The organism is Catenuloplanes nepalensis, assembly GCF_030811575.1.
GTDB lineage: Bacteria > Actinomycetota > Actinomycetes > Mycobacteriales > Micromonosporaceae > Catenuloplanes > Catenuloplanes nepalensis.
Genome location: NZ_JAUSRA010000001.1, coordinates 6,967,948 through 6,993,746, shown reverse-complemented (window position 1 = coordinate 6,993,746; position 25,799 = coordinate 6,967,948). Strand labels below are relative to the sequence as shown.

Sequence of the window (25,799 nt, the reverse complement as noted above, 5' to 3'; positions counted from 1 at the left end):
GCGGCACGGCGCTCGCTCAGTTCATCCGGCCCACGGCGGCCCGGAGCCGGGTCAGGTCGCGGCGGCGGCGTTCGTAGGTGATCGCCAGGGTGACCAGGACGAGGCCGCCCAGGGCGAACGGGAGCCAGCGGGGCAGCAGGTCCCAGACGCGTGCCACCTCGGTCACGGACAGCAGGAGCAGCGTGCCGCCGCCGAGCACCACCGGTGACTGGCGGCGGCGGATCGCGCCGGCCACGACCAGGATGATCGCGCCGGTGCCGAGCAGCAGGCGGCGCTGCCAGGACGCGTCGCCGAGCAGGACCAGCGCGAGGCTGGGCAGGAGCGCGGCGGTGACGCTGACCGCGTACGCGCGCCAGCTGCTCAGCGCGGGCCACCGCCGCGCCGCGACCACGCCGGCCACGGCCGCGACCAGCGCGGCGGGCAGCGTGTACGCCTCCCAGACGCCGATCCGCACCGAGCCGAGCAGCAGCCACCAGGCCAGCAACAGCCAGCCGGCCGCGGTCAGGCCGAGCGGCCGGCGCCACGGGCCGAAGATCGCCCGCACGCCGATCGCGATGCTCCAGAGCAGCGCGACGGCCGCCGCGTACCGCAGGTCCACGCCGATGACCAGCAGGAACCCGACGACGGCGGTGGCGTGCGCGGCCACCTCGACCGGGCCGGCCTCGGCCGGGCGGGTCCGGCGCAGCAGCGCGCCGAGCGCCAGCGCGGCCACCGCGACGCCCAGGATGATCACCGCGGTCACCCGGAGCGGCAGGTCGGCCGCGGCACCGGTCGTGCCGGCCAGGCCGATCGCGGCCAGCACCGCGCCCAGCCAGCCGCTCAGCCGGGCGCGCAGCCCGCGGCCGGTCGCGCCGATCACCACGCCCGCGATCAGGGACAGGCCCAGCGCGGCCAGCGTGCTGGCCGGTCTCGGCGACGCGCCCGCGAGTGCCGCGAACTTCAGGACCAGCCCCACGGGTACGAGCAGAGCCGCGGTCCGCGGTACCCACGCGGCAGTGAGCAGCGCGGCGAGTCCGAACGTCAGGCTGACGGCCGGGACCGCGGGCCAGGGCGCCCCGACGGCGGCCAGGCCGACCAGCACGGCGAGCGCGGCGGCCGCGGTGGCGCCGAGCGCGGCCCAGCGGCCACGAGCCCGGTCGGTGACCAGCACGGCCAGCCACACCACCGGGATCAGCAGCGTGACGGCGGCGAACTCGCTCCACACCGGCAGCGTGACCGGCTCCGGCGAGAGGCCGACGCCGGTGGGCACCTCGGACCAGCCACGGCTGAGCCAGGAGTAGGGCACCACGACGACGGTGTGGATCGCGTTCGCGACGCCGAGCAGCACGGCCACGATCAGCGGTCCACCGGCGAGTGCCAGCAGGCTCTGCCCCCAGACCGCCGGCGACCACGGCGCCGGAGCCCCGGCCGGCCCGGCACCGGGCATCGCACCGGGCGCACGGGGCGCACCGAACGGCGCGATGCCGGGCGCGGCAGGCGACGGGCCGCCGGAAGGCGCGGGCGTCGCGGCGACGTCCGGCGAGTCCGCGGACCGGATGCCGTGCCCGGACGCGGCCGGTACCCCGCCGCCTGCGGATGCGGCGTCCGGCCCGGCCGGCCCGGCGCTCCGCAAGCCGCGCTCGTCATCGGGAATCGCGGGCCGGTCATCTGGTGCGGTGCCCGGTGCCGCGGCTGGTGCCGCGGGCTGAACCCCCGGCGAGGGCGGCGCCGTGGCGTCCGGGGCGAAGGCGAGGAGCGGTCGTGCGTAAGCGGCCAGCGCCGTCAGCAGCAGTGCGCCCGCCGCGTAGAGCAGGCGTGGGTCGGGGCCCGGGTCGAGCGGCAGGCCGGCGAACAGCATGACCAGGCCGAACGCCACGCCGGCCGCACCGAGGTAGGCCGGCCACCAGCGCCGGACCGCGGCCACCGCGAGAAGCACCGCGGTGGCCGCGACGAAGGACAGGCGAGCCGCGGCCGCGTCGTCCCACGCGGGCTGGGACGTCACGCCGGCCAGCACCGCGACCGCGGCGAACGGCACGCCGGTCAGGGCCGCGCCGAGCACCGGGCGGCCGAGCCGCGGGTTCCGGCCGTAGGCGAGGAGCGCCACCGCGACCCCGAGCACCACCGAGAGCGGCAGCGTCAGCGCGAAGGACTCCGGCCGCCACGCCGTCAGTGCGAGCGCGACCAGCACCAGGACCGCCCCGGCCAGCGCCCGGACCAGCACGGACCGCGCGAACCGCTCGCGTGCGGCAGTGAGCAGCAGCACGGCGCCGAGGGCCAGTTCCAGCGCGGCGACCGCCGCCACCGGCATGGTGAAGCCGAGCGGCAGCGCCAGCACTCCCATCATCACCGCGACGACCACCGGGTCGTGCCAGCCCCGCCAGCCACCACCCACATGCCGCGCCGGCCCGGGCACGGGAGCAGCCGGCCCGGCCGCGGGAGCAGCCGGCCCGGCCACCGGGGCAACCGGCCCGGGCACCGGAACAGCTGGCCCGGCGGCCACCGGAGCGGCCGGCACCGCAACGGGCGGTGCCGAAAGGGGCGGCGGTACCGGGGCCGGCGGCGGCACCCGCGGCAGGAACGCCTTCGCCGTATGGAGCGGCAGCAGCGGCGCGATCGCCAGGGGCAGCGTCGCCAGCGCGAGCGGGAGCTGCCAGTCCGCCATCGCGGCGAGCCGGTCCGACTCGCCGGCCTGATCGATGGCCAGCAGCACGCCGACTGCCGTCGTCGCCGCCAGCGCCGCATACGTCCCGCAGAGCACGACCAGCGCACCGGCGCGCGGACCCGGCCGCACCGCCTCGGGCAGTCGCGGCAGCACGGCCCGCACCGCCAGCGCGATCACGATCAGCACTACGACCGCGGTGACCAGCCAGAACCTGTCGCCGTACGCGACGACCGGCCGCACCGCCGCGAGCGCGACCAGGCCGACGAACACGCCGGACGCGGCCGCTTGGAGACGCGCGCCCACCACCGAGCCCGCGACCAGCAGCCCCGCGACCGCGAGCAGCGCGGTCGGCGCGACGATCGCGGGCACGCCGTCCGCCGGGATCAGCGCGAACAGCGAGGCCGCGAACGCGGCGATCAGCCAGCCCGCGAAGAGCAGCCAGGCGAGCGCGCGCAGTCCGGTCCGTACCCCCGGATCGGTGGAACGCGCCCCGGCGCGGACCGGAAGCGGGAAGCGGGCCGCGACCAGGTCGATCGCGGCCGTTCCGGCCAGCACGAGTGCGGTCACGTAGGTGCCGGACCGGGCGAGCAGCAGCGGCAGCACCGGCTGGACGAGCAGCAGCGCGGCCAGCCGGGGGCCGGTGAGACCGGTCGCCCAGCCGTAGCCGGCCGCGATCGCCGCGGCCAGCAGCGCGACCACGCCCGCGTACCGTGCCGGGTCCATGGTGGTGACGCCGAGCAGGTTCACGTACCACGCGGCGTAGCCGTCGAGCAGGATCAGCAGCACGCCGAGCGCGGCGAACGTCTCCGCGGTCGCCCGCAGGGCGCGGCGCAGCGCGACCAGCGGCGCGGCCAGCGCGAGCGCGGTGACGCCCGCGAGGATCGCGGCGCGGCCGGCCAGCCCGAACGTGGCCCAGGCGATCGTGGTGAAGACGATCGCGGCCGTGCCGAGCAGCAGGCCGCCGAGGATGAACAGCACGTTCTGCACGGTCCGCGTGGACGACTCCGGCCGGGCCGCCGGCGCCCCGGGAACGGGCGCGGGAACGGGAACGGGAACGTGCGCGGGCGGGACCAGCGGCGGCAGGACGACCGCGTGGATGCGTGCCAGCAGCCCGTTGCGCCGATGCTGCATCCCGCGCAGCGTGGCGGCGCGCTCGTCGTAGACCCGCCGCGCCGTCTCCAACTCCCGGCGCGCGGTCTCGACCAGCGGTGTCAGCGCGGCGATCCGCCCGTCCAGCCCGATCACCTCGGCCGCGACCGGGTTCGGCTCACGGCCGCAGCCGGGGCATCCGCGCTCCAGCGTGGCGGTCGCGCCGCACCACGGGCACGGGTATTCGGGGGCGAGTTCAGGCTGCACCCCGGCATCCTGTCGCGTTCGGCGGACGCGCGGACAGAGTTCGCGTACCTAGTCGTGGATCGAGGCGTGCACCCAGGAGAGGTAGTCGGGGTTGCCCGCCTCGACCGGGACGGCCACGATCTCGGGCACCTCGTACGGATGGACCGCCCGCAGATGCTCGATCAGCCCGTCGAGCCGGTCCGTGGTGGTCTTGAGCTGCACCACCCACTCGGACGCCGTCGCGACCGTGCCCTCCCACCAGTACGTGCTGGTGACCGGCCCGCCGACCTGCGCGCACGCGGCGAGCCGGGCCTGCACGGCGGAGGTGGCGAGTGAGTCGGCGGCCGGGCGGGCGTCCACCGTGGTGGTCACCAGATGAGTCTGCTCCACGCCGCGCACGCTACCGCTCCCGGCGCCTCGCACGCATCGGCCGCGCGGGCTGTGGCTGGTGTGCCTCGATCCAGTCGTCGATGCGCTTCCACCAGTCGAAGAGCCACTCGATGCGTTCCTGCTCGCCGGTCGGGATCTCCTCCGGCGGTACCGACCAGAAGCTCATCATGATGGTCTTGTCCGTCGGCAGCTCCCGCCACACGTCACCGACGGTGAGCATCTTGTCCAGCCCGGTGTGCGCCACGAAGATCACGCCAGCGTCCGGTGCCGCGTCGATCGCCGCGTTCAGGCCGCCGGGCTTGGGCGCGAGCACGTGCCGCATGTTCTCCGCGCGCCGGGCCATCCTCTCCAGGCCGAGCGCGCGCAGCCGGTTGATCGCCTTGGCCCGGCGCTTGGGCGTGAAGTTGCCGCCCTCCGGGAAGATCACCAGCGCGTCGTTCGGGTCCAGCCCGACCGTGACGTCGAAGATCTGCTTCTCGATGTCCGCGCCGGGCACGTGGCCGGGCGCGATGAACCGGGTCGGCAGCCGGTTGAGCAGCACGTCGATCGCCGGGTCCCACTGCAGCGTGTCCTTGAGCACGATCCGCGGCTCGCGCGCGAACGTGTTGACCAGCGAGTGGATCAGGATGAACGAGTCGCCCGGGCCGGCGTGCCGGCAGACCACGATCTCGGGCCGGCCGGGCAGTGCCACGTCCGGATCCGTACCCACGATCTCGATCTCGACGTTGAGCGCGGCGCGGCAGAGCCGGAACAGCGTGTTCAGGAACGCGCCGGTGACCACGTAGTGGGCGCGCTGGAACGCAGGCGTCCGCTTCTTCCACCCGAAGCCGGCGGCGAGCCACAGCGCGAGCAGCACGAGCAGCGCGGCCGCGTCCCAGACCACGTAGACGACGCCGACCCAGACGAGGCGCAGCAGGCGCAGCCGGCCGGGCAGGACCGGCGCCAGCACCAGCGGCACCAGGAGCAGGACCGGAAGACCCATCAGCAGTACGGCGGCGAACGCCACCATCGCCGGGCCGAGCACGAGCCTGCGGAACCACCGTGGGGGTAACGGCATGCGGTCTACTCCGTCTTCACGTTGGCCTGCAGGTAGCGGCGGGACGCGGTGTAGGCGCGGCTGATCCGCCGGCCGACCGCGGCCATGTCGCGGTAGGCCCAGGGGGTGTCGTCGCGGGGTTCGCCGCCCCCGGCCGGCAGCACGTGCACCTCCACATCATCGGGCAACGATGCCATCTCGCGTGCGAACCGGTGCCGCCGGGCGATCTCGAACGCCACCTGCGCGACCTCCCACGGGCGGCGCGGCGCGACCAGTGCCCGCTCGATCCGGCCCACCTGCAGCACGAAGATGAGCTTCGCGCCGCACCGCACCGCCTCGTCGACCGGGATCGAGTTGACGATGCCGCCGTCCACGTAGTGCTCGCCGTCGATCTCCGACGGTGGCAGCAGGCCGGGCACGGACGCGGACGCGAGCACCGCGCGAACCAGCGGCCCCTTGGTGAACCAGTGTTCCGCGGCCCGCTCGATGCTGGCCGCGCAGCACCGGAACGGCACCCGCAGTTCCTCGAACGTGGTCTGCTCGCCGAGTTCGCGCTCCAGCAGCCGGCGCAGCGGCGTCGGCGAGTGCAGGTGGGTGCGGGCCGCGAACCGGCGCAGCTGCCGGGCGAGCGAGTCGCCGTAGACCTCGCCGGCCTCCGGCGAGGCCCAGAGCCGGACCAGCCGGTCGGTGACCCCCTCGGCCGGGTCGGCCGCGACCAGCGCGCCGTTGACCGCGCCGATCGACGTGCCCACCACCAGGTCGGGGGTGAACCCGGCACGGAACAGGGCACGCAGCATGCCCACCTCGACGGCGCCGAGCACACCGCCACCGCCTAGCACGAACGCGACCGGGCCGTTGACCATGGGAAACATCCTTACATGTCGCCGCTCGTGGGTCGGGGTCGCCCGTTTCGCACGGTACGTCCGCCCGCGTAACATCCCGTTGACAACGCGTTCGGATTCGCGCAGCCTGATGTATCCGCTTGTCCCCACCAGGTGATCAGGTGTGAGAGATGCCCTCGCTGCACCCCGGCGGGCTGCTGGCCCGTAGGTACCGCATCATCGATCGGATCGGCGCCGGCGGCATGTCGGTGATCTGGCGCGCGCACGACGAGGTCCTCGACCGCACGGTGGCGCTGAAGGTGCTGGCCGCCTCGCTCGCCGCGGACACCCGGTTCCGCTCGCTGGTCCGGCAGGAGGCGCGCGCGGCCGCCGCGTTCGTCCACCCGCACGTCACCGCGGTGCACGACTACGGCGAGGAGATCGACCCGGACGGCACGGTCACCGCGTTCGTGGTGATGGAGCTGCTGCACGGTGAGGTGCTGGAGGCGCGGCTGAGCCAGGGCCCGCTGGACTCCGAGCACGCGGTGCGGGTCTGCGCGGAGGTGGCGGAGGCGCTCGCGGCCGCGCACCGGCTCGGCATCGTGCACCGGGACGTGACCCCGGCGAACGTCATGCTTACCGCGCTCGGCGCCAAGGTGCTCGACTTCGGCATCGCCACCCACGTCGGCGCGCCGGACGAGGACGAGGAGGGCGACACGTTCGGCACCCCGGCCTACGTGGCGCCGGAGCGGCTGGACGGGACACCGGCGCAGCCCGCCACGGACGTCTACTCGCTGGGCGTCCTGCTCTACGAGACCGTGACCGGCCGGGTGCCGTACCCGGCGGAGACCTGGGACGACCTGACCGTGGCGCTGGCCGGCTCGGCGGCGCCGCCGGTGGACGCGCTGCCGGACGACGTGGCCGAGATCTGCCTGCGCTGCCTGGACCGGGACCCGCGCGCCCGGCCGACCGCGCACCAGGTGGCGGCGTCGCTGCGCGGGCTGCTGCCGGTGCCGGTCCGGCCCCGGGGCCGTCGCCGGGTGGCGCTGCCGGCCGCGGGCGCGCTGATGGCGGTCGCGGTCGTCTCCGCCGCGCTGGTCGCGGGCACGCTGCTGCGCCCGCCGGCCCAGCTGGCCGCACCGCACCCGCCCGCGGACGCGGCCACACCGGCACCGGCCGGCAGCCCGTCCTACGTCTCTCCGTCCGCCGTCCCGGTTCCGGTCCCGGCCAGCGCGACCGCGCCGGTGCCCACGGTCCGCGAGGCGATGGCGGCGCTCGGCCACATCCTGGACGACGGAGTGGCGCGCGGTGAGATCACCGCGGACGCCGGCCAGGACCTGCGCAACCTGGTGCGGAACCTGGAGGCGAACCTGGCCGCGGGCGGCGCGCTGGATCTCGCGTCCCAGGTGCGCAACCTGCACGTGAAGGTCGGCGACCGGCTGCGCGAGGGCAAGATCTCCGCGGAGTACGCGACCGAGCTGGGCGCGGCGCTGGACCGGCTGGCGACCGCGGTTTAGACCCGCGTGATCCTTCCCTTAAGTCCCTTTTAACTCCGCGCCGGTGTTGATGTTGACCGCTAACGTTCTGCCGTAACGCGCGACTACGCCCACTTTTCCCCTTTTGTCGCGCGCGCTCCACGGATCGGAAAATCTCAATGACCACAGCACAATCCCGCCGGGTACGCGAGATCGCGGTCTTCGGCGCCGCCGGAGTGATCGCCGCCGGCGCGGTCGCCTACTTCGTCGCACCGTCCCAGGCCGCCACCGACGCCGCGCCCACGGCCACGGTGGCGGCCGAGTCCGGCCGGCAGACGGAGGACCTGGACCGCGGCGTCGTCAGCGTCCGGGCCGGCAACGACAACCTGGTCAGCTGGCGGCTCCTCGGTACCGAACCGGCCGCGACGTCGTTCAACCTCTACCGCAACGGCATCCGCGTCACCACCACCAGCGCCACGAACTTCCTGGACAAGGGGGCCGCGGCCGGCTCGTCGTACACGGTGCGGGCCGTTCTGAACGGCACCGAGGCGGCGGCGTCGCCGGCCTCGCTCACGTTCGCGAACGGCTACCTGGACGTGAAGCTCTCCGTGCCACCGGCCGGGAACGGCTACACCTACTCCGCGAACGACGCGTCCGTCGGCGACCTGGACGGCGACGGGGACTACGAGTTCGTGGTCAAGTGGGATCCGTCCAACTCCAAGGACAACTCGCAGTCCGGCGTGACCGGCAACGTGTACGTCGACGCGTACACGCTGCAGGGTCAACGCCTGTGGCGGATCGATCTGGGCCGCAACATCCGGGCCGGCGCGCACTACACCCAGTTCCAGGTGTACGACTACGACGGCGACGGACGGGCCGAGGTCGCGATGAAGACCGCGGACGGCACGGTCGACGGCGCCGGCACGGTCATCGGCTCGGCCACGGCGGACCACCGCAACTCGGCCGGATACGTGCTCGCCGGCCCGGAGTTCCTGACCGTCTTCGACGGACGGTCCGGCGCCGCCCTGTCCACCGTGAACTTCGTACCGCCGCGCGGCACGGTCTCGGCCTGGGGCGACTCGTACGGCAACCGGGTCGACCGGTTCCTGGCCGGCACCGCGTACCTGGACGGCTCGCGCCCGTCACTGATCATGGCGCGCGGCTACTACACCCGCTCGGTGATCACCGCCTGGGACTTCCGGGACGGCACGCTGAAGCAGCGCTGGACCTTCGACACGAACACGTCCGGCAACAGCGCCTACGCCGGCCAGGGCAACCACCAGCTCTCGATCGCGGACGTGGACGCGGACGGCCGGGACGAGATCGTCTACGGATCCATGGCGCTCGACGACAACGGCGCCAAGCTGTGGAACACCGGTAACGGCCACGGCGACGCGCTGCACGTCGGCGACCTGATCCCGGCCCGCGCCGGCCTGGAGGTCTTCAAGGTCGACGAGGACTCCGCCAAGCCGGCGATGTGGATGGGGGACGCGCGTACCGGCGCGATCATCTGGAAGACGGCCGCGAACGGCGACAACGGCCGCGGCGTCGCAGGCGACGTCTGGGCCGGCTCGCCCGGCGCCGAGTCCTGGTCGTCCGCGGACGCCGGCCTGCGGAACACCGCCGGCGCCGACATCGGCCGCAAGCCGTCGATGACCAACATGCTGATCTGGTGGGACGGTGACCCGGTCCGCGAGCTGCTGGACGGCAACAAGATCGCCAAGTACGGCACGGCCGGCGACACCCGCCTGCTCACCGGCGACGGCGCGTCCAACAACTCCACCAAGGCCAACCCGTCGCTGTCCGGCGACATCCTCGGCGACTGGCGCGAGGAACTGGTGCTGCGCACCGCGGACAGCACCGCGCTCCGCATCTACTCGACGCCGCACGAGACCACCACCCGCATCCACACGCTGATGCACGACGCCCAGTACCGCACCGCGATCGCCTGGCAGAACACCGGCTACAACCAGCCGCCGCACCCGAGCTTCTTCATCGGCGCGGGCATGACCACCCCGGCCCAGCCCGCCATCCACGTCCGGTAGCCCCCTGCCGCCACGCTGAAAGGGCTCCCCGCTGGTTGCGCCGGGGAGCCCTTTCGGGCTCCACTGCCTTTCCCGCTTCCGGCGTGGTCGCGGAGGACCGGGGTTCACTCCGGCTCCGGGGCGGGGGCCGGGGCGGCAGCCGGGTCCCGCGGGCACCGGCCGTCGCCAGGGCTCCTCCCTAATGGTCCCGCCGCTGGTCACCACGACCCCGAACCCGCCCGCACGCTTCCGGCACGTGCAGCGCGGCACCGGGCAGCCGCCGCGGACGCGGTCCGTCTCGAACTCCCGCCGCGCGGCGTGTGGCGCGGGGCCGGAGAGGTCGCGGCGCGGGAATCGCGTGGGTTTCGGTGACCAGCGTCGGGACCGGCTCCGATGCGGCGTCCGGAGCGGCGGCGGAGGCCGCCGCGAGGTTGGCCCGCGGGAGCATGCGGGCCGCACCACGCCGGAAGCGGGAAGACGATCTGGCTCTGGATCTTTCTGCAGTCAGCCCTGATCAAGGCCTCGTCGTTCCGATCAGGTCAAACGCGGCGGGATCAGGATCGCGGTACGACTCGCAGGCTCATCGTGGGCGCGTCGGTGAGGACGGAGACCGGGTCGGAGACGCCGCCGGAGGACCAGTTGCGGGCGCGGCCGACGTGGACGCCGGGGTAGAGCTCGACCAGGTCGGTCGGCTCCAGCACGCGCGTCTTGCGCTTGATGATGAGCCGGTCGTCCTCGTCCATGCTGCCGCCCGGGCGGATGCCGGTGCCGTTGGTGCTGACGTCGGTGACGGAGAGCTCGCCGCCGCGCAGGTCGAAGCGGACGTGGGCGCGGCTGATCCACTTACGGGCCTCGTCGGAGAGCCACTGGCCGAGCATGATGCCGCCGTCGGGGGCGCGGCCGACCTCGAGCGGCTCGTCCGCGACGACCACGAAGCGCTGGCGGACCACGCCGCCGACGCGGATCGCGAGCGCCTCCGCGGCCGGGCGCGGGCCGGCGTCGGAGAGGCGGGCGCCGTGCCGCGGGCAGGTGGGTGCGCCGTTGCGGAGCGTGGGCGGCGGCTGTGCGCCGGGGCGGGCGTCCTGCTCGGGCTGGCGCAGGTCGGCGAAGAAGCTGTCGCCACCGTCGGCGCTGCCGAAGCTCGCGCACGGGCTCTCCGGGCAGCGCCAGATCCGGCTCATCAGGCGCACGCCGGCCGGGGACGGAGCGCCGGACGCGGCCTGGCCACCGCCGACGCGGGCGACGAGCGCGGCGCCGCCGTGGCCGACGACCGGCGCGACGAGCCGGCCGGGCTCGGTGAGCCACGGGTACGTCCCCCGGAGGCCCTCGAAGCGGTCGCGGCTGAGCACCGGCAGGCCGAGGATGTCCGCGATCTCCAGGACGCGGTCGTTCATCTGCGGCACGACCTCGACGAGCCCGTCGTCGGCCCAGCGGCGGGCGACCATGCGCTCGTTGGAGGTGAGGTCGGCGTCGGAGAGCAGCGCTCGGGGGAGCACCACGTAGACGGGCACGTCCTCCTCGGCGAGCTGACGGCCGAGCGCGTCGACGACCATGCCGAGGCGCAGCATGCTGGCCGGCCGGCCCTGATCGAGGTCCTGATATCGGACGATCTCCGACAGGTCGAGGACGGCACGCGCCATCGCCGGGTCGACGCACAGGCGCCGCTCGATGGCGTCGAGCACCTTGCTGATCTCGAATCTCACGCTGAACCTCCCGCCAGGGCAGCTACATCATGCCGGTAGCGCCCGGCGTGACGAAATCTAGGGCTGCGACAGCACGCTGGCCACGATCTCGTCGATCCGGGTAGCGAGCGTGATGTCACGTTCGGTGACTCCGCCGTCGGAGTGGGTGGTCAGGCGGAACGTGACCGTGCGCCACCGGATGTCGATGTCCGGGTGGTGCTCGAGCTCCTCAGCGATCTTGGCGATGTCGACCACGGCGACGATCGCGGCCGGGAAGCTCGGGAACTCCACGGTTCGCACGATCACCTCCTGATCGCCGATCCAGCCCGTGAGCTGCGCGAGTGCCTTGCCTACCGCTGCGTCGTCCAGCAACTGCGCCATGTCTCGACCCTAACCGGCCTGCGGTTCGTTTGCCCGGCGACGCGGTCGGGGAAAGACAGGGTTGTATCCGAGGACACGACGGAGGAGACCTTGATGGATCGCCGAATTCTGTGGGTTCCGAGCGTGGCCGTCGCGGGCGTGCTCGCGCTGGGTGGCTGCGCGGAGAACGGGGAGCCCACGATCTCCCTGCCGTCGGTCGGCGCGACGCCGACCGGAATGGCCACGACGGTGCCGCCGAGCGCGGCGGACACCGCGCTGGCCGCGTCGACGCAGGCGCTCGGCACGACCAGCTACAAGACGACGATGACGATCGGCGACGCGGTCTCGGTCACCGGGCAGATCGACCCGGTGAAGGAGTCCGGCGACACCACCATGCGGCTGACCGGCGCGAACGGTGGTGACATCACGCTGCAGACGCTGCTGATCGGCACGGACGCGTGGGCGAAGGTGACCGGTCTCGGCGAGGCGCTGCCGGCCGGCTGGATGCACCTGGACACGCAGAAGGCGTCCGGCACCGAGAACTTCAGCATCTCGCCCGGCCAGACCGACCCGGCCAAGGCGTCGAAGTTCATCGCGGCCAGCGCGGACGTGCAGCAGAACGGCACCAACGGCTTCACCGGCACGGTCGACCTGTCCAAGGTCGCGGGCGTGACCGGACTGAGCGGTGTGACGCTCGGCGACGGCTCGGCGCAGAAGGTGCCGTTCACCGCGACCACGGACGCGCAGGGCCGGCTGACGAACCTGACCGTGGACATCCAGAAGGTCTCGCCGGAGGCGGCGGGCCCGCTGAAGATCGACTACACCGACTACGGCACGGCCGTGACCGTCACGCCGCCGAACCCGTCCGAGGTGACCGAGGCGCCGAACGAGCTCTACAACCCGTTCGGCACGAACTGAGACAGCACTGAGAAGGGCCGCCCCGAAGAAGACGGGGCGGCCCTTCTCGGTTGGCGGCCCTCAGGGGGAGCTGAGGACCGCCGTCAGCCGGCCGAGCGCGAAGTCGATGTCGTCCTCCGTCACGGTGAGCGGGGGAGCGAGCCGGATCGTGGAGCCGTGCGTGTCCTTGGCCAGGACGCCCTGCTCCAGCAGCAGCTCGCAGGCGCGCCGGCCGGTCATCAGCGCGGGGTCGATGTCCACGCCGGCCCAGAGACCGCGCCCGCGTACCGCGATGACGCCCCTGCCGATCAGGCCGGTGAGCCCGGCGTGCAGGCGGCCGCCGAGCGCGGCGGACCGGCGCTGGAACTCGCCGGTGGCCAGCAGGTTCACCACCTCGGTGGCGACCGCGCAGGCGAGCGGGTTGCCGCCGAACGTGGAGCCGTGCTCGCCGGGGCGGAGCACGCCGAGCACGTCGCGCCGGCCGGCGACCGCGGAGACCGGCACGATGCCGCCGCCGAGCGCCTTGCCCAGCAGGTACAGGTCGGGGCGGACGCCCTCGTGGTCGCAGGCGAACGTGTCGCCGGTGCGGCCCAGCCCGGACTGGATCTCGTCGGCCACGAACAGCACGTTCCGTTCGGTGCAGAGCGCGCGCACGCCGGTCAGGTATCCGGGCGGTGGCACCAGCACGCCGGCCTCGCCCTGGATCGGCTCGATCAGCACCGCGACCGTGTCCTCGGTGATCGCGGAGGCCATCGCGTCCAGGTCGCCGTACGGCACGACCGTGAACCCCGGCGTGTACGGCCCGAAGTCGTTCCGCGCGTCCGCGTCCGTGGAGAAGCTGATGATCGTGGTGGTCCGGCCGTGGAAGTTCCCGTCCGCCACGACGATGTCCGCCCGGCCGGCCGGCACGCCCTTGACCCGGTAGCCCCAGGCCCGGGACACCTTGATCGCGGTCTCCACCGCCTCCGCGCCGGTGTTCATCGGCAGCACCAGGTCCTGGCCGCACAGCTCGGCGAGCCCCTTGCAGAACGCCGCGAACTGATCGTGCACGAACGCGCGGCTGGTCAGCGTGAGCCGGTCCAGCTGCGCGTGCGCGGCCGCGATCAGCGTCGGGTGCCGGTGCCCGAAGTTCAGCGCGGAGTAACCGGCGAGGCAGTCCAGGTAGCGCCGGCCGTCGACGTCGGTCACCCAGGCGCCCTCGGCCTCCGCGATGACCACCGGCAGCGGGTGGTAGTTGTGCGCGGTCCACCGCTCCGCGTCCGCCAGCGCCTTCGGCGTCAGCGTGAGGTCGTCGATGATCATGTCAGTCTCCCGCGCGGATCTCGAGCGTGCAGCACTTCGGTCCGCCGCCGGCCTTGCGCAGCTCGGACACGTCCACCCCGATCGGCCGGAATCCGCGGTCCGTGAGCTGCTGGGCGAGGTTCCCGGCCTGCACCGGCAGCACGACGTTGTGCCCGTCGCTGACCGCGTTCAGGCCGAGCACCGCGGCGTCGTCCGCGCCGGCCAGGATCGCGTCCGGGAACAGGCGGCGCAGCACCTCGCGGCTGCCGGGCGTGAACGCCTCCGGCAGGTACGCGATCGTGCGCTCGTCCAGCACGCAGAGCGCGGTGTCCAGGTGGTAGTAGTTCGGGTCGACGAGTTGCAGCGAGACCACCGGGCGGCGCAGCACCTCCTGGGCCTGCAGGTGCGACTCGTGCGCGGTGCGGAACCCGGTGCCGGCCAGCAGCACGCCGCCGGCGAGCAGGATGTCGCCCTCGCCCTCGTTGACCGCCTTCGCCTCGACCACGTCGAAGCCGGCGCGGCGGAACCAGTTCGCGTAGGCCGGTCCCTCGTCGGCCCGCTCCGGGTCGCGGAACTGCACCGCGAGCACGGTGCCGTCGACCACGGTCGCGCCGTTCGCGGCGAACACCATGTCGGGCAGGCCGGGCAGCGGGTCTATCTCCTCGACCGTGTGCCCGAGCCGGGTGTAGACCTCGCGCAGCGCGGTCCACTGCCGGACGGCCAGCTCCGTGTCGTACGGCGCGGCCGGGTCCATCCACGGGTTGATCGCGTACTCGACCGCGAAATACGTCGGGCGGCACATGAGGTAGCGCCGGTGCGAGAACATGGGTGCGGCTCCACGGGTTCTTCAGCGAGAGGTCTCACCGAGAACGCTATGGCCGCTGCCGTTTTCCGATCCACCGAGAACAGTTGCGTCCGGCGGCGATTCGTTGCGTTGATCCGCGCCCGGACGGCGAAACGTTGCCTGAACAGCTTAATGGGGGCGGTGAACCACCGCCCCCAAGCTCCGGCACCGGGCGAACCGCCCCCGAGCGAACCGCTCGTCGTGCCTGACTTACATATGCCCGTCAGAACCAGTTCGGAAACTGTGCGTCAAGCCACTCTCGCGCCGGCCGGACCGTGTCGGTGTCCAGGCTCAGCCAGGACAGCTCGCCGGTCACCGAGAGGATGCCGACGATCAGCGCGGCGGCGCTGACCAGCATGCCGATCAGCCCGTCGAACTTGCCGGCCACGTGCCGGCGCCGGGTCGCGACGAAACCGCCGGCCGAGGCGAGGAACGCGATCACGGCGACCGCGATGCCGTAGCCGCCGAGCGGGCCGGACAGCACCAGTGCGGCCGCGCCGACGCTCAGCGCCAGGCCGACCGTGGCCAGGACGCTGGTCCGCGCGCGCGGACCGTGGTCGACCACCACGGGCGGCGCCGGCGGCGTGGCCGGGCGCTCCATGACGTCGGTGGAGCCCTTCTCGTACGGAGTCCGGTCGTCGACCTTCTCGCGCGGCGCGACTGCGGGACGAACCGCGGTGGTCTCATCGTCGGCGGTGGTCGTCGTGCCCGCCGATCGGGTGAACGTGGGGAGCCGCACGGTGCACCTCCTGGAGTGATATGGGGGTTTCACCTCTGGTACCCGAATGCGCGGATCGCCACACATCGCTCGCTGTTCACCCCGCGGCTGGACCGTCTTCGACACGCGCACCGGGCGGGTCGCCTGGGACGCGGGCAACACGTTCGAGTGGCTCGCGGTCACCCACGGGCTGCACAACGACGGCCGCGCGGACAACAAGGGCAGCGAGCCGGAGGGCCTCGCGGTCGCGACGTACCAGGGGAAGCGCTACGCGTTCGTCGCGTCCGAGCGGAGCAACTTCGTCGCGGTCTACGACCTGAGCGACCCGGTGCGCCCGGCGTTCCGGCAGATCCTGGCCACCACGAACGGGCCGGAGGGCCTGCTGCCGATCCCGTCGCGCGGGCTGTTCGCGGTCTCCAGCGAGACCGACGAGGCCGACGTGAACGTGCGGTCCAGCCTCACGCTCTTCCGGCTGGGCACGGAACGGCCGGGCTTCCCCGGCATCGTGTCCACGAAGGACATCGGCTGGGGCGCGCTCGGCGCGCTCTCCGCGGTGCCGGGGAAGAAGGACCGGCTCTACTCGGTGACGGACGCGGCGTACTCGCCGACCCGGATCCTCACCATCGACACCGGCAGGACGCCCGCCGAGATCAACCGTGAGCTGACGGTGACGGACGCGTCCGGCGCGCCGGCCGGCTACGACGCGGAGGGCATCTCCGCGCGGGCGCAGGGCGGATTCTGGCTCGGCGTCGAGGGCGCCACCGGCGCCGGCAACCAGTTGGTCCGGCTGGACGCGGCCGGCCGTACCGTGGAGGTGGTCGCTCTTCCGGCCGACGTGGCGTCCGGGCTGGCCAAGCAGGGCATCGAGGCGTCTCCGCGGTCACCGGCCGTTCCGGCGAGCACGTCTGGGTGGCGCTGCAGCGCGAGCTGAGCACGGACCCGGCCGGCGTGGTGCGGATCGGCCGCTACGACGTGGCCACGAAGTCCTGGACCTGGTTCGGCTACCGGCTGGAGACGACCACCACGGCCGGCGACTGGATCGGCCTCTCCGAGATCGTGGCGGTCGACCGCGACACGCTCGCGGTGATCGAGCGGGACAAGCTGAACGGCCCGGCCGCGAAGGTCAAGCGGGTCTACACGGTCACGGCCCCGGCCAGGGACCCGGCCGCGGGCACGCTGCCGGTGCTGCACAAAAAGCTGGCGATCGACGTGCTGCCCGCGCTGCGCGCCGGCAACGGCTGGACGCAGGAGAAGCTGGAGGGCCTGACGATCGGCGGCGACGGCACCGTCTACGCGATCACCGACAACGACGGCCTGGAGGACGCGACCGGCGAAACCGTCCTGCTCCGCCTCGGCCCGGCCCGCAAGCTCCTCTGACGGCAAAAATCACAAAAGCATCAAAAGCGGATCTTCCCGCTTCCGGCGTGGTCCGGCCCGTCTGCTCCCGCGGGCACCGGTCGTCGCTGGCGCTCCTTCCTGTCAGTGTCCGTGTGGTCACGAAAAAGGCGCCCATGATCAGGGCGTCCCCGCGGTTGTTCCAACGACGTGAGGGACGCCCTGATCTCGGGTCCTACGAGGCCGTCAGGGAGGCGGCCAGGTCCTCCAGGGGTGCGGGGCGGCCGATGTGCCAGCCCTGGGCGTGTTCGACGCCGAGCGCGGCCAGGGCCTCCAGCTGGGCGGCCGTCTCGACGCCCTCCGCGGTGACGCGCAGTTGCAGGCCGTGGCCGAGGTCGGTGAGCAGCTTGACGACGGTGTGGTCGCGCGGGTTGTCCAGCATGCCGGCCACGAACACCTGGTCGATCTTCATGCCGTGCACGGTCAGCGTGGAGAGGTGCCGCAGCGTGGTGGAGCCCGCGCCCATGTCGTCCAGCGTCAGGTGCACGCCGGACTCGCGCAGCCGCTCCAGCCGGGCGTGCGCGCCGGCCAGCAGCGTCAGGTCCGCGGTCTCCGGCAGTTCCAGACGCAGCCGGTCCGGCGGCAGCCCGGTCTCGGCCAGCACGTCCAGCACGGTCACGTCGAACGGCGTGGCCAGCGTGCGGGTGGAGACATTGACGTTCACCGACGGCGGCGCCGCGTCGCCGAACCGCTCGGTCAGCGCGACCAGATCGGCGCAGGCGGTCCGGAGCACCCAGCGGTCCAGCGCCGGCATCTGCCCGGTGCGCTCCGCGCCGGGCAGGAACCGGTCCGGCGAGAGCCACCCGAGGCGCGGGTGCTCCCAGCGGACCAGCGCCTCCACGCTCACCATGGTCCGGTCCGAGATCCGCACGATCGGCTGGTAGACCAGGCGCAGCTCGTCGCCCGCGATCGCCTGCCGCACCGACCGGTCGACCTGCTCCACGTCCCCGGGCAGGCCGGCGTCCACGCCCATGACGGTCACCACGTCGTCGCCGCCGGCCTGCTTCGCCCGGTACATGGCCATGTCCGCGGCGCTGAGCACGGTCTCCGCGTCGGCCCGCACGCCCGAGGTCGCCACGCCCACGCTGGCCTTGGTCCGCGCGCCCGGCAGGATCATCGGGTCGGTCTCCGCCGCGGCCGCCCGGTAACGGTCGCCGATCTCCTTGACCTCGGGCTCGGTCGCCTCGTCCGGCAGCCGGGTGAGCACCGCGAACTCGTCGCCGCCGAGCCGTGCGACCAGCTCGTCCTCCTTCGCGACCGCGGCGAGCCGGGCCGCCAGCGAGGTCAGCACCACGTCGCCGACGTGGTGCCCGAACGAGTCGTTGATCTTCTTCATGTGGTCCAGGTCGATGAACGCCACCACCACGCGCGGGCCCGGCACGTCCGGGTCGGACGCGTCGATGCAGGCCGCCTCCAGCTGCTCCAGGAAGTGGGCGCGGTTCGCCAGCCCGGTCAGCTCGTCGCGGATCACCTTGGCGGAGAGCCGCTCGGTCAGCGTGTCCAGCAGCAACGCGGCCGAGACCGAGCTGAGCCGGGTGTCGCCGTCGGAGACGATCACGTCGTCGTAGCGGGCCTCCCGCGGCCGGGTGCGCAGCCGCTGCGCCGCGGTGAGCACGCTGGTGCCGGCCAGCAGCACCAGCGGGTGCCAGTCGGTGAGCTCGGCCACGGTCTGCCGGTTGGCGAGCGGCCGGCCGTAGCCGAACGCGCCGGACATGGCGAGCAGGAACCGCTCCCGCATGATCAGGCCGAGGCGCCCGTCCGGCCCCTCGACCGCGACCGAGGTGAGCCCGGGACGGCCGCGGAACAGCTCGTCCAGCACCGGGCAGGGCGTGTCGGCCGGCACCAGCCGCAGCGTGGAGGCGAGCGACGCGATGTCGTCGCGCGCCTGCTCGGTCAGCGTCTCCGCGGCCGGGAACCGCCGTCGGATGATGTGGGCCCAGCGGCCGATCACCCGGTCACCCGTGAGATTCAGCTCCACGGTGTCCCCTCGTGCGGGCCGCTCGATCAGGGTGGCCAGCATACCGGCCGGTACCGTCCCTTGAAGATCGTCGAACCCGAGTTTTTGCTCCTATGGAAATTCCACCGACAACAGGGTTGCGTGACCTGGGACGCGACCGGCCGCAGTGATGTATCGCTCAACCACGTATCTTTCGGACCATGCCCGAGGGACACAGCATCCACCGCCTCGCGATCGCCCACCGCCGGCTGCTCGCCGGGCAGTCCGTCGAGGTGACCAGCCCGCAGGGCCGGTTCGCGGCGGACGCGGAGCTGGTCACCGGCCGCATACTGGAGGACACCTCCGCGTACGGCAAGCACCTGTTCCACCACTACGCCGGCGACCGGATCGTGCACGTCCACCTGGGGCTCTACGGCAAGTTCGCGACCGGGCCACTGCCGGTGCCGGAGCCGGTCGGGCTGATCCGCATGCGGCTGGCCGGCGAGCACGGCTGGCTGGAGCTGCGCGGGCCGACCGCGTGCGAGGTGCTGGACCCGTACGGCGTGGCGCGCATCCACGCGCGGCTCGGCCCGGACCCGCTGCGCGACGACGCGGACCCGGCCCCGGCGTACGCGCGGATCACCCGCAGCGACGCCGCGCTGCTTGCGCTGATCATGGACCAGTCCGTGCTGGCCGGTCCGGGCCTGATCTACGCGACCGAGGTGCTGTTCCGCGCCGGGCTGGTGCCGACCACGCCGGGCCGGGCGCTGAGCGCGGCCGCGTTCACCGAGATCTGGGAGGACCTGCGCGCGCTGATGAAGGACGGCGTGGCGCAGGGCCGGATCGACACCGTGCACGTCGCGCACACGCCGGAGGCGATGCGGCGCGCGCCCCGGGTCGACCGGCACGGCGGGGAGGTCTACGTCTACCGGCGCGCCGGCCAGCCCTGCCTGGTCTGCGGGACACCGGTGCGGAAGGGCACGCTGGCGAACCGGAACACGTACTGGTGCCCGGTCTGCCAAAAATGAGGTTTCGGCCTGACCGCTCCCGCCCGCCGCTAGCGTGATCGGGAGGGCAGCGCGGCGTGCGGCGGATCCGGGAAGCGTCCGCCGCCGCCGACTCCCGTCTCCCCGAGCACCCGGAGGGCCGACCTGTGAGCGTGACGCCGACCACCACGGCCCCGATCAGCACCGCGCCGGCCGGCGTGCTCGCCCTCGGCGTCGAGGAGGAGTTCCTGCTGCTCGACGCGGAACGCCCGGAGCCGGCGCCGGTCGTCGACGCGGTGCTGGACCGGGTCTCCCCGGCGTTGCGCGCGTCCGTGCGGCACGCCTACCTCCGCACCCAGATCGGCGTGGCCGCCCCGCCGGTCGCGGGTCTGGACGCGCTGTGGCGGTCGATGAGCCTGCTCCGCGAGGGCGTCGCGGACGCGGCCGAGGCGGCCGGCGCGCGACTGGTCGCGATCGGCGCCGGCCCGCTGACCGGCCCGGACGCGCCGGTCGCGGACCTGCCGCGGTACCACCGGACGGCGGAGCGGTTCGGCCCGCTCGCGCCCGGCCACGGGCTCAACGGCATGCACGTGCACGTCGGCGTGGGTGATCCGGAACTGGCCGTGCAGGTGCTCAACCACGTCCGGCCGTGGCTGCCGGTGCTGCACGCGGTCACCGCGAATTCGCCGTTCTACCAGGGCGTCGACACCGGGTACGCGAGCTGGCGCTCGATCATGTGGGAGCGCTGGCCGTCCGTCGGCCCGACGCCGCACCTGGAGTCGTACGCGCACTATCGGCACCTGCTCGACGATCTGATCGCGTCCGGCGCCGTGCTCGACGACTCGATGCTCCACTGGCACGCCCGGCTCTCCGCGACAGGCCCCGCGGTCGAGATCCGGGCCGGCGACGTCTGCCCGTCGCTCGAGGACACCATGCTGGTCGCCGCGCTGATCCGGGCGCTGGTGGCCACCGCGATCACGGACGTCGGCGCGGGACTGCCCGCGCCCGCGATGAACCAGCAGTTGCTGGCCGCCGCGCACTGGCGGGCCGCGCACGACGGCCTGGAGGGCGTCGCGGTCGACCTGGTCAACCAGCGCCCGCGACCGGCCTGGCACCTGCTGCGCCGCCTGTTCGACCTGGTCCGCCCGCAGCTGGAGCGGCACGGCGACCTGGAGATCGCCACCGTCCTGATGAGCCGGCTGCGCTCGCACGGCTCCGGCGCGGCGCGGCAGCGGGCCGCGTTCGCGAGGCACGCCACGCTCGACGGCGTGCTCACGTCGTTGACCGAGGCCACGCGCGGGTAAATCATCGTCGGCGTGGTGATGAAACGACTGATCGTCGTCGGTGGCGACGCGGCGGGCATGTCCGCCGCCTCCCAGGCGCGCAAGCGCGTCCCGGCCGAGCGGCTGGAGATCGTCGCGTTCGAGCGGGGAGACCACGGGTCGTACTCGGCCTGCGGCATCCCCTACTGGATCGGCGGCGCGGTGGACGCGCGCGACGACCTGATCGTCCGCACGCCCGAGATCTTCAAACAGAACCAGGACATCGACCTGCGGGTACGGCACGAGGTCGTCTCGATCGACCTGCAGTCACGCAGCGTCTCCGTGAAGTCCGATGCGGGCGACTCCGACCTCGGCTTCGACTACCTGATGATCGCCACCGGCGCGGTCCCGGTCAGCCCACCGTGGGCGGACGTGGACTTCGGCGGCGTCTTCGGCGTGCAGACGCTCGACGACGGCGACCGCCTGGCCTCGTGGCTCACCCCGGAGGTCCGGCGCGCCGTGGTGATCGGCGGCGGCTACATCGGCGTCGAGATGGCCGAGGCGATGATGAATCGGGGCCTCGACGTCACGCTGCTGGAACGCGGCGACGCGCCCATGTCCACCGTGGACCCGGACATGGGCGCGCTGGTCAAGAAGGCGATGACCGGGCTCGGCATCGACGTGCGCACCGGCGCCGAGGTCACCGGCCTGACCGGCGCACACGGCCGGGTCACCGGCGTCACCACCGCGGCCGGCGAGGTGCCCGCGGACGTGGTCGTGCTCGGCCTCGGCGTCCGCCCGAACACGCTGCTGGCCCGCTCCGCCGGTCTCCCGGTCGGCGAGCACGGCGGGCTCCTGACCGACCTGCGCATGCGGGTGCACGGCCACGAGGGCGTCTGGGCCGCCGGCGACTGCGTCGAGACCCGGCACCTGATCACCGGCCGGAACGTGCACCTGCCGCTCGGCACGCACGCGAACAAGCAGGGCCGGGTGGCCGGCATCAACATCGGCGGCGGGTACGCCACGTTCCCCGGCGCGATCGGCACCGCGGTCACCAAGGTCTGCGACCTGGAGGTGGCCCGCACCGGCCTGCGCGAGCGCGAGGCGTCCGCGGCCGGCTTCGACTACGTGACCGCGACGGTCGAGTCCACCAGCCGGGCCGGGTACTTCCCGGGTTCCGCCACCATGCACGTGAAACTGCTGGCCGAGCGCCGCACCGGCCGCCTGCTGGGCGCGCAGATCGTCGGCCGCTCCGAGGCCGCGAAGCGCATCGACGCGCTCGCGGTGGCGCTCTGGTCCGGCATGACGGTGGACGAGATGACCGCGCTCGACCTCGGTTACGCGCCGCCGTTCGCCCCGGTCTGGGACCCGGTGCTGATCGCCGCCCGGAAGGCCGCGGAAGAGGTACTCGCCGCGGACCGGTGAGGCATTTCCGGTACTTTGGCCGGATGGTGACAGCAGACAGCCGGCTCTTGCGGGACCGTGCCCGGGATCTCGAGGCGGAGGCCGAGGAGAACCCCGCCGACCGCAGCGAGATCCTGCTGGACGCCGGTGTGGCCTGGCGCCACGCCGGCGACGTCGAGCGCGCGTTCGAGGTGCTCCACGACCTGGCCGAGGTACGCGACCAGTTCGGTCTGTACGCCATGATCGAGGTGGCCGAGATCCACCTCGAGCGCGGCGAGCAGGACGAGGCCGACGCCGTGCTGCGCCGGCTCCGCCGCGACCCGCTGCTCGACGACGGCCACTGCATGATCACCGGCGAGTTCTTCGAGACGCGCGGCGACCTGGTCGCGGCGGAGCGCTGGCTGGGCCGCGGCGCCGCGCTGCTCACCGAGGAACAGCTCGACGAGATGGAGGCCAGCCCCGCGCCGGACGCGACCGTGGCCGGCATGCTGCTCACCTCCCGCCGCCGCGTGCGCCGGGCCCTCGGCCGCGACCCCGACATGCTCGACGACCTCGCGCCCGCGGAACTCCCGGCCGACCCGGTGGAGCGCCACCGGCACGTCAACGCGGCGTTCGACCACGAGTTCACGGACTCGGCCGGATCCTGGACGTGGAGGCGCGACGTCGTCCCGAAGGACCCGCCGCGCAACGCCCCCTGCCCGTGCGGCTCCGGCCGCAAGTACAAGAAGTGCTGCGGAGCCCCCACCCAGCCACCCGCCTCCGCGAACCACTCATGATCGGGACGTCCCGATGTCGCCAGAACGGCATCGGGACGCCGGTTCGCGGCCTTGAGTGCCGGTGGGACGCCGGTTCGCGGCCTTGAGTGCCGGTGGGACGCCGGTTCGCGGCCTTGAGTGCCGGTGGGACGCCGGTTCGCGGCCTTGAGTGCCGGTGGGACGCCGGTTCGCGGCCTTGAGTGCCGGTGGGACGCCGGATCGCGGCCTTGAGTGCCGGTGGGGGCGTCGGTCGCGGCGAGTGCCGCGAGCGCCGGCCGAGGTCGTGGGTCTTGGGGTAACCACCCTCGGAACGTGCATTAGGGAGGAGCGCTGGCGACGACCGGTGCCCAATGCCACGTGGCCTACTTTGATCTTGAGGCTTGTTCAGCGCAGCGAACCGGCACCGCGTTGCCGCAGGCCGCGCGGTCTGACGAGGGCGGCGCTGAATAAGCCTCCTTGAAGGAGCTGCGGTACGGCCGCATTCCGTGACCGGCGGGAATGCTCTCAGCCCGATCCGGGTTCCGTGGCCCCCGCTCGCTGTCGGTACGCGAATCGCACGCGGTCTCCGGGCGCCGGAACACCGCAAGCGGGCAGGGTCGACCCCCTTCCGGCGGGGACCCGGCGCCTCGTGCCCGAAATCTCCCGATGAAGCGGGCACGCGTCCTGCTGGCGGGGCCGGGAGATCTTGACGGCCTCGGGCCCGGCGCCTGAGTGATCAATCAGGTGAGCGAAAAGGCGATCAACTTCGATTCTCGATCTACCTTTTGCTCACCTGATTGATCACTCAGGCTGCGGCGGTGTCGGCTCGCGAGTCTGGGGTCCGCGCCGGAGGGTGGGATGTAGCGATATTTCGGGCGGGCAGCGCCCGATCGCCGCGAGCGGGCCGGGTCAGCTCGCGCTTCCCGGTCCGAAAGGGCTGGGCAGCAGAGCCAGTCCGAGGGGTGCGGGCGACAGAGGACGGCCGGCGGGCGTCGGGCGGGCGTCGGCGGAGCGCTTTCGGGAAGCGCAGGCAGGAATCCGTGGTCGACTCAAGCTGGGTGGCATTGACCGGTGCCCGCGGGAGCACTGGGGAAGTGGGCACGCCGGAAGCGGGAAAATCACTTTGTGGTCCTGCCTCTCCGGACGCTCCTTGTCCTGTCTTTCGGACCCTCTATGAGGCTTATTCAGTGCGGCGAGCCGGCACCGCGTTGCCGCAGTCCGGGCGGCCTGACGAGGGCGGCCTGACGAGGGCGGTGCTGAATAAGCCTCTATGTCTTTGACTTTTCCGGCTCTATGGGGCGGTCTTTCCGGCGGGGCCGAGTTCGATCAGCAGGCCGTCGCGGTCGGCGAGGACCGCGCGGAGGATCCGGCGGCCGGCCGCGAGCAGGTCGGCCACGTCCGGGGTGCTCAGGGCGTACATGACCAGCGGCCCGTCGCGGTAGGTGAGCACGATGCCGGCACGGCGGAGGACCGCCAGCTGCTGGGAGAGGCCGGACGCCTCCACGTCGATCTCGGCGAGCAGGAGCCGGACCGGCTTGGGGCCGTCCTGGAGCAGTTCGAGCACGCGGATCCGGACAGGGTGGCCCAGCGTGCGGAACATCTCCGCCTTCGCCTGATAGAGCGGCACCGACACGGTGCGACCTGCCTCGTGGTTGGCGGCTTGAGGGTTTGCGCAGTTGCAGAAGTTCACAACTGGCGTGCCGCGGTCGTCCGAAGTCTGTGACAGCGCGCGACGTACCGATCGCACAGCTTGTGCGACCGATGTCCGCCGTGCGGCCGCAATCTGGGAAACCGTAAGCGGCTCACGTGCCGCCCTTCCCTCGCACGCCCTTCACGGAGGCAGGCACATGCCAGACATGGACGTCGCACTCAAGGACGCGATGCAGATCGACGGGGCCATCGGTGTGGCGCTCGTCGACTACACCAGCGGGATGGCGCTGGGCATCGCGGGCGGGACCAAGGACTTCGACCTCACGGTCGCCGCGGCCGGCAACACCGATGTGGTGCGCGCGAAGCTGCGCGCCATGGAGATGCTGCAGATGCGCGACGAGATCGAGGACATCCTGGTCACGCTCGGGGAGCAGTACCACCTGATCCGCCCGCTCAAGGCGCGCTCCGGCAAGGGCCTGTTCCTCTACCTCGCGCTGATCAAGTCACGTGCGAATCTGGCACTGGCCCGGCACCAGCTGCGGCGCATAGAGGAGTCGATCGACGTCTGACCCTCCCGGAGCCCGGTGGGCGTCCCCCGGCCGGGACGCCCACCGTCCGGCTCCGCAGCACTCCCGCGCGGTCACTCCGAGTAGTGGCCGCGCTTGTTCGTCGATTGATCTGTCGTGATTCCGACGCAACCCCGGACGACCTTCCACAGAGGAGCGACTGCGGAGCGCGTCGGTGTCGTCACGCACAACGGAAACCGCCGCCCGCCTCGATCTCCTGTTGTGCAACGAGGGATGATGTCCTCGTCGCACGCGAGAACCAGGAAGGATCGCCGGGATGTCTGCACCGAGAAGCGCACCGCGCGCGGGCACTGCCGCACGCTCGGTGACCGGCGTGCCCGGCAGGGACGGCATCGACCGGC

21 protein-coding genes are annotated in these 25,799 nt (G+C 72.9%); 10 read left to right on the top strand and 11 right to left on the bottom strand.

What is annotated here, in order from left to right; translation table 11 throughout:
- Nucleotides 1-16 precede the first annotated feature (16 nt).
- The 4 genes from J2S43_RS30085 to J2S43_RS30070 are packed head-to-tail and all read right to left on the bottom strand — an operon-like array spanning nt 17 to nt 6,265.
- Complete coding sequence (locus J2S43_RS30085) at nt 17-3,997, bottom strand: SCO7613 C-terminal domain-containing membrane protein (RefSeq protein WP_306834940.1); 3,981 nt, start codon at nt 3,995-3,997, stop codon at nt 17-19.
- A gap of 48 nt (nt 3,998-4,045) precedes the next feature.
- Entirely contained in the window at nt 4,046-4,366 is a 321-nt protein-coding gene (gene cutA / locus J2S43_RS30080) for a divalent-cation tolerance protein CutA (protein ID WP_306834939.1), read from the bottom strand.
- A 10-nt stretch (nt 4,367-4,376) separates the two neighbouring features.
- Entirely contained in the window at nt 4,377-5,423 is a 1,047-nt protein-coding gene (locus tag J2S43_RS30075) for a 1-acyl-sn-glycerol-3-phosphate acyltransferase (RefSeq protein ID WP_306834938.1), read from the bottom strand.
- Between the two features lie 5 nt (nt 5,424-5,428).
- A complete protein-coding gene (locus J2S43_RS30070; protein WP_306834937.1) occupies nt 5,429-6,265 on the bottom strand; it encodes a patatin-like phospholipase family protein in 837 nt (278 codons plus the stop codon).
- 149 nt (nt 6,266-6,414) lie between these two features.
- Here J2S43_RS30070 and J2S43_RS30065 point away from each other — a divergent pair, with 149 nt between their 5' ends.
- Both J2S43_RS30065 and J2S43_RS30060 read left to right on the top strand, forming a co-directional pair.
- Nucleotides 6,415-7,740 (top strand): serine/threonine-protein kinase, encoded by a 1,326-nt coding sequence (locus J2S43_RS30065; protein WP_306834936.1) that lies wholly within the window; start codon nt 6,415-6,417, stop codon nt 7,738-7,740.
- A 137-nt stretch (nt 7,741-7,877) separates the two neighbouring features.
- A complete protein-coding gene (locus tag J2S43_RS30060; protein ID WP_306834935.1) occupies nt 7,878-9,743 on the top strand; it encodes a rhamnogalacturonan lyase in 1,866 nt (621 codons plus the stop codon).
- A gap of 533 nt (nt 9,744-10,276) precedes the next feature.
- Here J2S43_RS30060 and J2S43_RS30055 read toward each other — a convergent pair.
- Together J2S43_RS30055 and J2S43_RS30050 are read right to left on the bottom strand one after the other, a co-directional pair.
- Complete coding sequence (locus J2S43_RS30055; RefSeq protein ID WP_306834934.1) at nt 10,277-11,425, bottom strand: FHA domain-containing protein; 1,149 nt, start codon at nt 11,423-11,425, stop codon at nt 10,277-10,279.
- Between the two features lie 57 nt (nt 11,426-11,482).
- On the bottom strand, nt 11,483-11,785 hold the full coding sequence (locus tag J2S43_RS30050) for a 4a-hydroxytetrahydrobiopterin dehydratase (RefSeq protein WP_306834933.1): 303 nt from the start codon (nt 11,783-11,785) through the stop codon (nt 11,483-11,485).
- Between the two features lie 93 nt (nt 11,786-11,878).
- Here J2S43_RS30050 and J2S43_RS30045 point away from each other — a divergent pair, with 93 nt between their 5' ends.
- Nucleotides 11,879-12,682: a hypothetical protein gene (locus J2S43_RS30045; protein WP_306834932.1), complete on the top strand. Its 804-nt coding sequence runs from the start codon at nt 11,879-11,881 to the stop codon at nt 12,680-12,682.
- A 60-nt stretch (nt 12,683-12,742) separates the two neighbouring features.
- Here the strand turns inward: J2S43_RS30045 and rocD are convergent, their stop codons facing one another.
- From rocD to J2S43_RS30030, 3 genes are all read right to left on the bottom strand, one after another.
- Nucleotides 12,743-13,963: an ornithine--oxo-acid transaminase gene (gene rocD, locus J2S43_RS30040; RefSeq protein WP_306834931.1), complete on the bottom strand. Its 1,221-nt coding sequence runs from the start codon at nt 13,961-13,963 to the stop codon at nt 12,743-12,745.
- A 1-nt stretch (nt 13,964) separates the two neighbouring features.
- Nucleotides 13,965-14,768, bottom strand: a complete 804-nt coding sequence (ddaH, locus tag J2S43_RS30035; RefSeq protein WP_306834930.1) for a dimethylargininase — start codon at nt 14,766-14,768, stop codon at nt 13,965-13,967.
- Nucleotides 14,769-15,009: 241 nt separating this feature from the next.
- The gene (locus J2S43_RS30030; RefSeq protein WP_306834929.1) at nt 15,010-15,525 is read right to left on the bottom strand and encodes a hypothetical protein; all 516 of its coding nucleotides are present in this window, start codon (nt 15,523-15,525) and stop codon (nt 15,010-15,012) included.
- 46 nt (nt 15,526-15,571) lie between these two features.
- Between J2S43_RS30030 and J2S43_RS30025 the strand changes: the two genes are divergently transcribed.
- Both J2S43_RS30025 and J2S43_RS30020 read left to right on the top strand, forming a co-directional pair.
- The gene (locus tag J2S43_RS30025) at nt 15,572-16,435 is read left to right on the top strand and encodes an esterase-like activity of phytase family protein (protein ID WP_306834928.1); all 864 of its coding nucleotides are present in this window, start codon (nt 15,572-15,574) and stop codon (nt 16,433-16,435) included.
- On the top strand, nt 16,414-16,881 hold the full coding sequence (locus tag J2S43_RS30020; protein WP_306834927.1) for an esterase-like activity of phytase family protein: 468 nt from the start codon (nt 16,414-16,416) through the stop codon (nt 16,879-16,881). Before J2S43_RS30025 ends, J2S43_RS30020 begins: the two co-directional genes overlap by 22 nt.
- A gap of 193 nt (nt 16,882-17,074) precedes the next feature.
- On the opposite strand, the gene J2S43_RS30015 is transcribed toward J2S43_RS30020, so the two are convergent.
- Nucleotides 17,075-18,877 carry a putative bifunctional diguanylate cyclase/phosphodiesterase gene (locus tag J2S43_RS30015; protein WP_306834926.1) on the bottom strand — a complete coding sequence of 601 codons (1,803 nt, stop codon included), beginning with the start codon at nt 18,875-18,877 and terminating at the stop codon, nt 17,075-17,077.
- A gap of 179 nt (nt 18,878-19,056) precedes the next feature.
- Here J2S43_RS30015 and J2S43_RS30010 point away from each other — a divergent pair, with 179 nt between their 5' ends.
- The 4 genes from J2S43_RS30010 to J2S43_RS29995 all read left to right on the top strand — a co-directional run bounded on the left by J2S43_RS30010 (nt 19,057) and on the right by J2S43_RS29995 (nt 23,263).
- The gene (locus J2S43_RS30010) at nt 19,057-19,863 is read left to right on the top strand and encodes an Fpg/Nei family DNA glycosylase (protein WP_306834925.1); all 807 of its coding nucleotides are present in this window, start codon (nt 19,057-19,059) and stop codon (nt 19,861-19,863) included.
- Between the two features lie 125 nt (nt 19,864-19,988).
- Nucleotides 19,989-21,125 carry a carboxylate-amine ligase gene (locus J2S43_RS30005; RefSeq protein WP_306834924.1) on the top strand — a complete coding sequence of 379 codons (1,137 nt, stop codon included), beginning with the start codon at nt 19,989-19,991 and terminating at the stop codon, nt 21,123-21,125.
- A gap of 15 nt (nt 21,126-21,140) precedes the next feature.
- Complete coding sequence (locus J2S43_RS30000; RefSeq protein ID WP_306839529.1) at nt 21,141-22,508, top strand: FAD-dependent oxidoreductase; 1,368 nt, start codon at nt 21,141-21,143, stop codon at nt 22,506-22,508.
- 23 nt (nt 22,509-22,531) lie between these two features.
- Complete coding sequence (locus tag J2S43_RS29995) at nt 22,532-23,263, top strand: SEC-C metal-binding domain-containing protein (protein ID WP_306834923.1); 732 nt, start codon at nt 22,532-22,534, stop codon at nt 23,261-23,263.
- 1,249 nt (nt 23,264-24,512) lie between these two features.
- Here the strand turns inward: J2S43_RS29995 and J2S43_RS29990 are convergent.
- Nucleotides 24,513-24,854: an ArsR/SmtB family transcription factor gene (locus tag J2S43_RS29990; protein ID WP_306834922.1), complete on the bottom strand. Its 342-nt coding sequence runs from the start codon at nt 24,852-24,854 to the stop codon at nt 24,513-24,515.
- 214 nt (nt 24,855-25,068) lie between these two features.
- On the opposite strand from J2S43_RS29990, the gene J2S43_RS29985 reads away from it, so the two are divergent.
- Entirely contained in the window at nt 25,069-25,440 is a 372-nt protein-coding gene (locus tag J2S43_RS29985) for a hypothetical protein (RefSeq protein WP_306834921.1), read from the top strand.
- The last annotated feature ends 359 nt before the right edge of the window (nt 25,441-25,799 follow it).

Coding starts and splice junctions, on each gene's coding strand:
- J2S43_RS30065 (WP_306834936.1), top strand. CDS start 6,415: ATGCCCTCGCTGCACCCCGGCGGGCTGCTGGCCCGTAGGTACCGCATC.
- rocD (WP_306834931.1), bottom strand. CDS start 13,963: ATGATCATCGACGACCTCACGCTGACGCCGAAGGCGCTGGCGGACGCG.
- J2S43_RS30075 (WP_306834938.1), bottom strand. CDS start 5,423: ATGCCGTTACCCCCACGGTGGTTCCGCAGGCTCGTGCTCGGCCCGGCG.
- J2S43_RS30070 (WP_306834937.1), bottom strand. CDS start 6,265: ATGGTCAACGGCCCGGTCGCGTTCGTGCTAGGCGGTGGCGGTGTGCTC.
- J2S43_RS30025 (WP_306834928.1), top strand. CDS start 15,572: ATGCGCGGATCGCCACACATCGCTCGCTGTTCACCCCGCGGCTGGACC.
- J2S43_RS30050 (WP_306834933.1), bottom strand. CDS start 11,785: ATGGCGCAGTTGCTGGACGACGCAGCGGTAGGCAAGGCACTCGCGCAG.
- J2S43_RS30045 (WP_306834932.1), top strand. CDS start 11,879: ATGGATCGCCGAATTCTGTGGGTTCCGAGCGTGGCCGTCGCGGGCGTG.
- J2S43_RS30010 (WP_306834925.1), top strand. CDS start 19,057: ATGCCCGAGGGACACAGCATCCACCGCCTCGCGATCGCCCACCGCCGG.
- J2S43_RS30060 (WP_306834935.1), top strand. CDS start 7,878: ATGACCACAGCACAATCCCGCCGGGTACGCGAGATCGCGGTCTTCGGC.
- J2S43_RS29995 (WP_306834923.1), top strand. CDS start 22,532: ATGGTGACAGCAGACAGCCGGCTCTTGCGGGACCGTGCCCGGGATCTC.
- ddaH (WP_306834930.1), bottom strand. CDS start 14,768: ATGTTCTCGCACCGGCGCTACCTCATGTGCCGCCCGACGTATTTCGCG.
- J2S43_RS29985 (WP_306834921.1), top strand. CDS start 25,069: ATGCCAGACATGGACGTCGCACTCAAGGACGCGATGCAGATCGACGGG.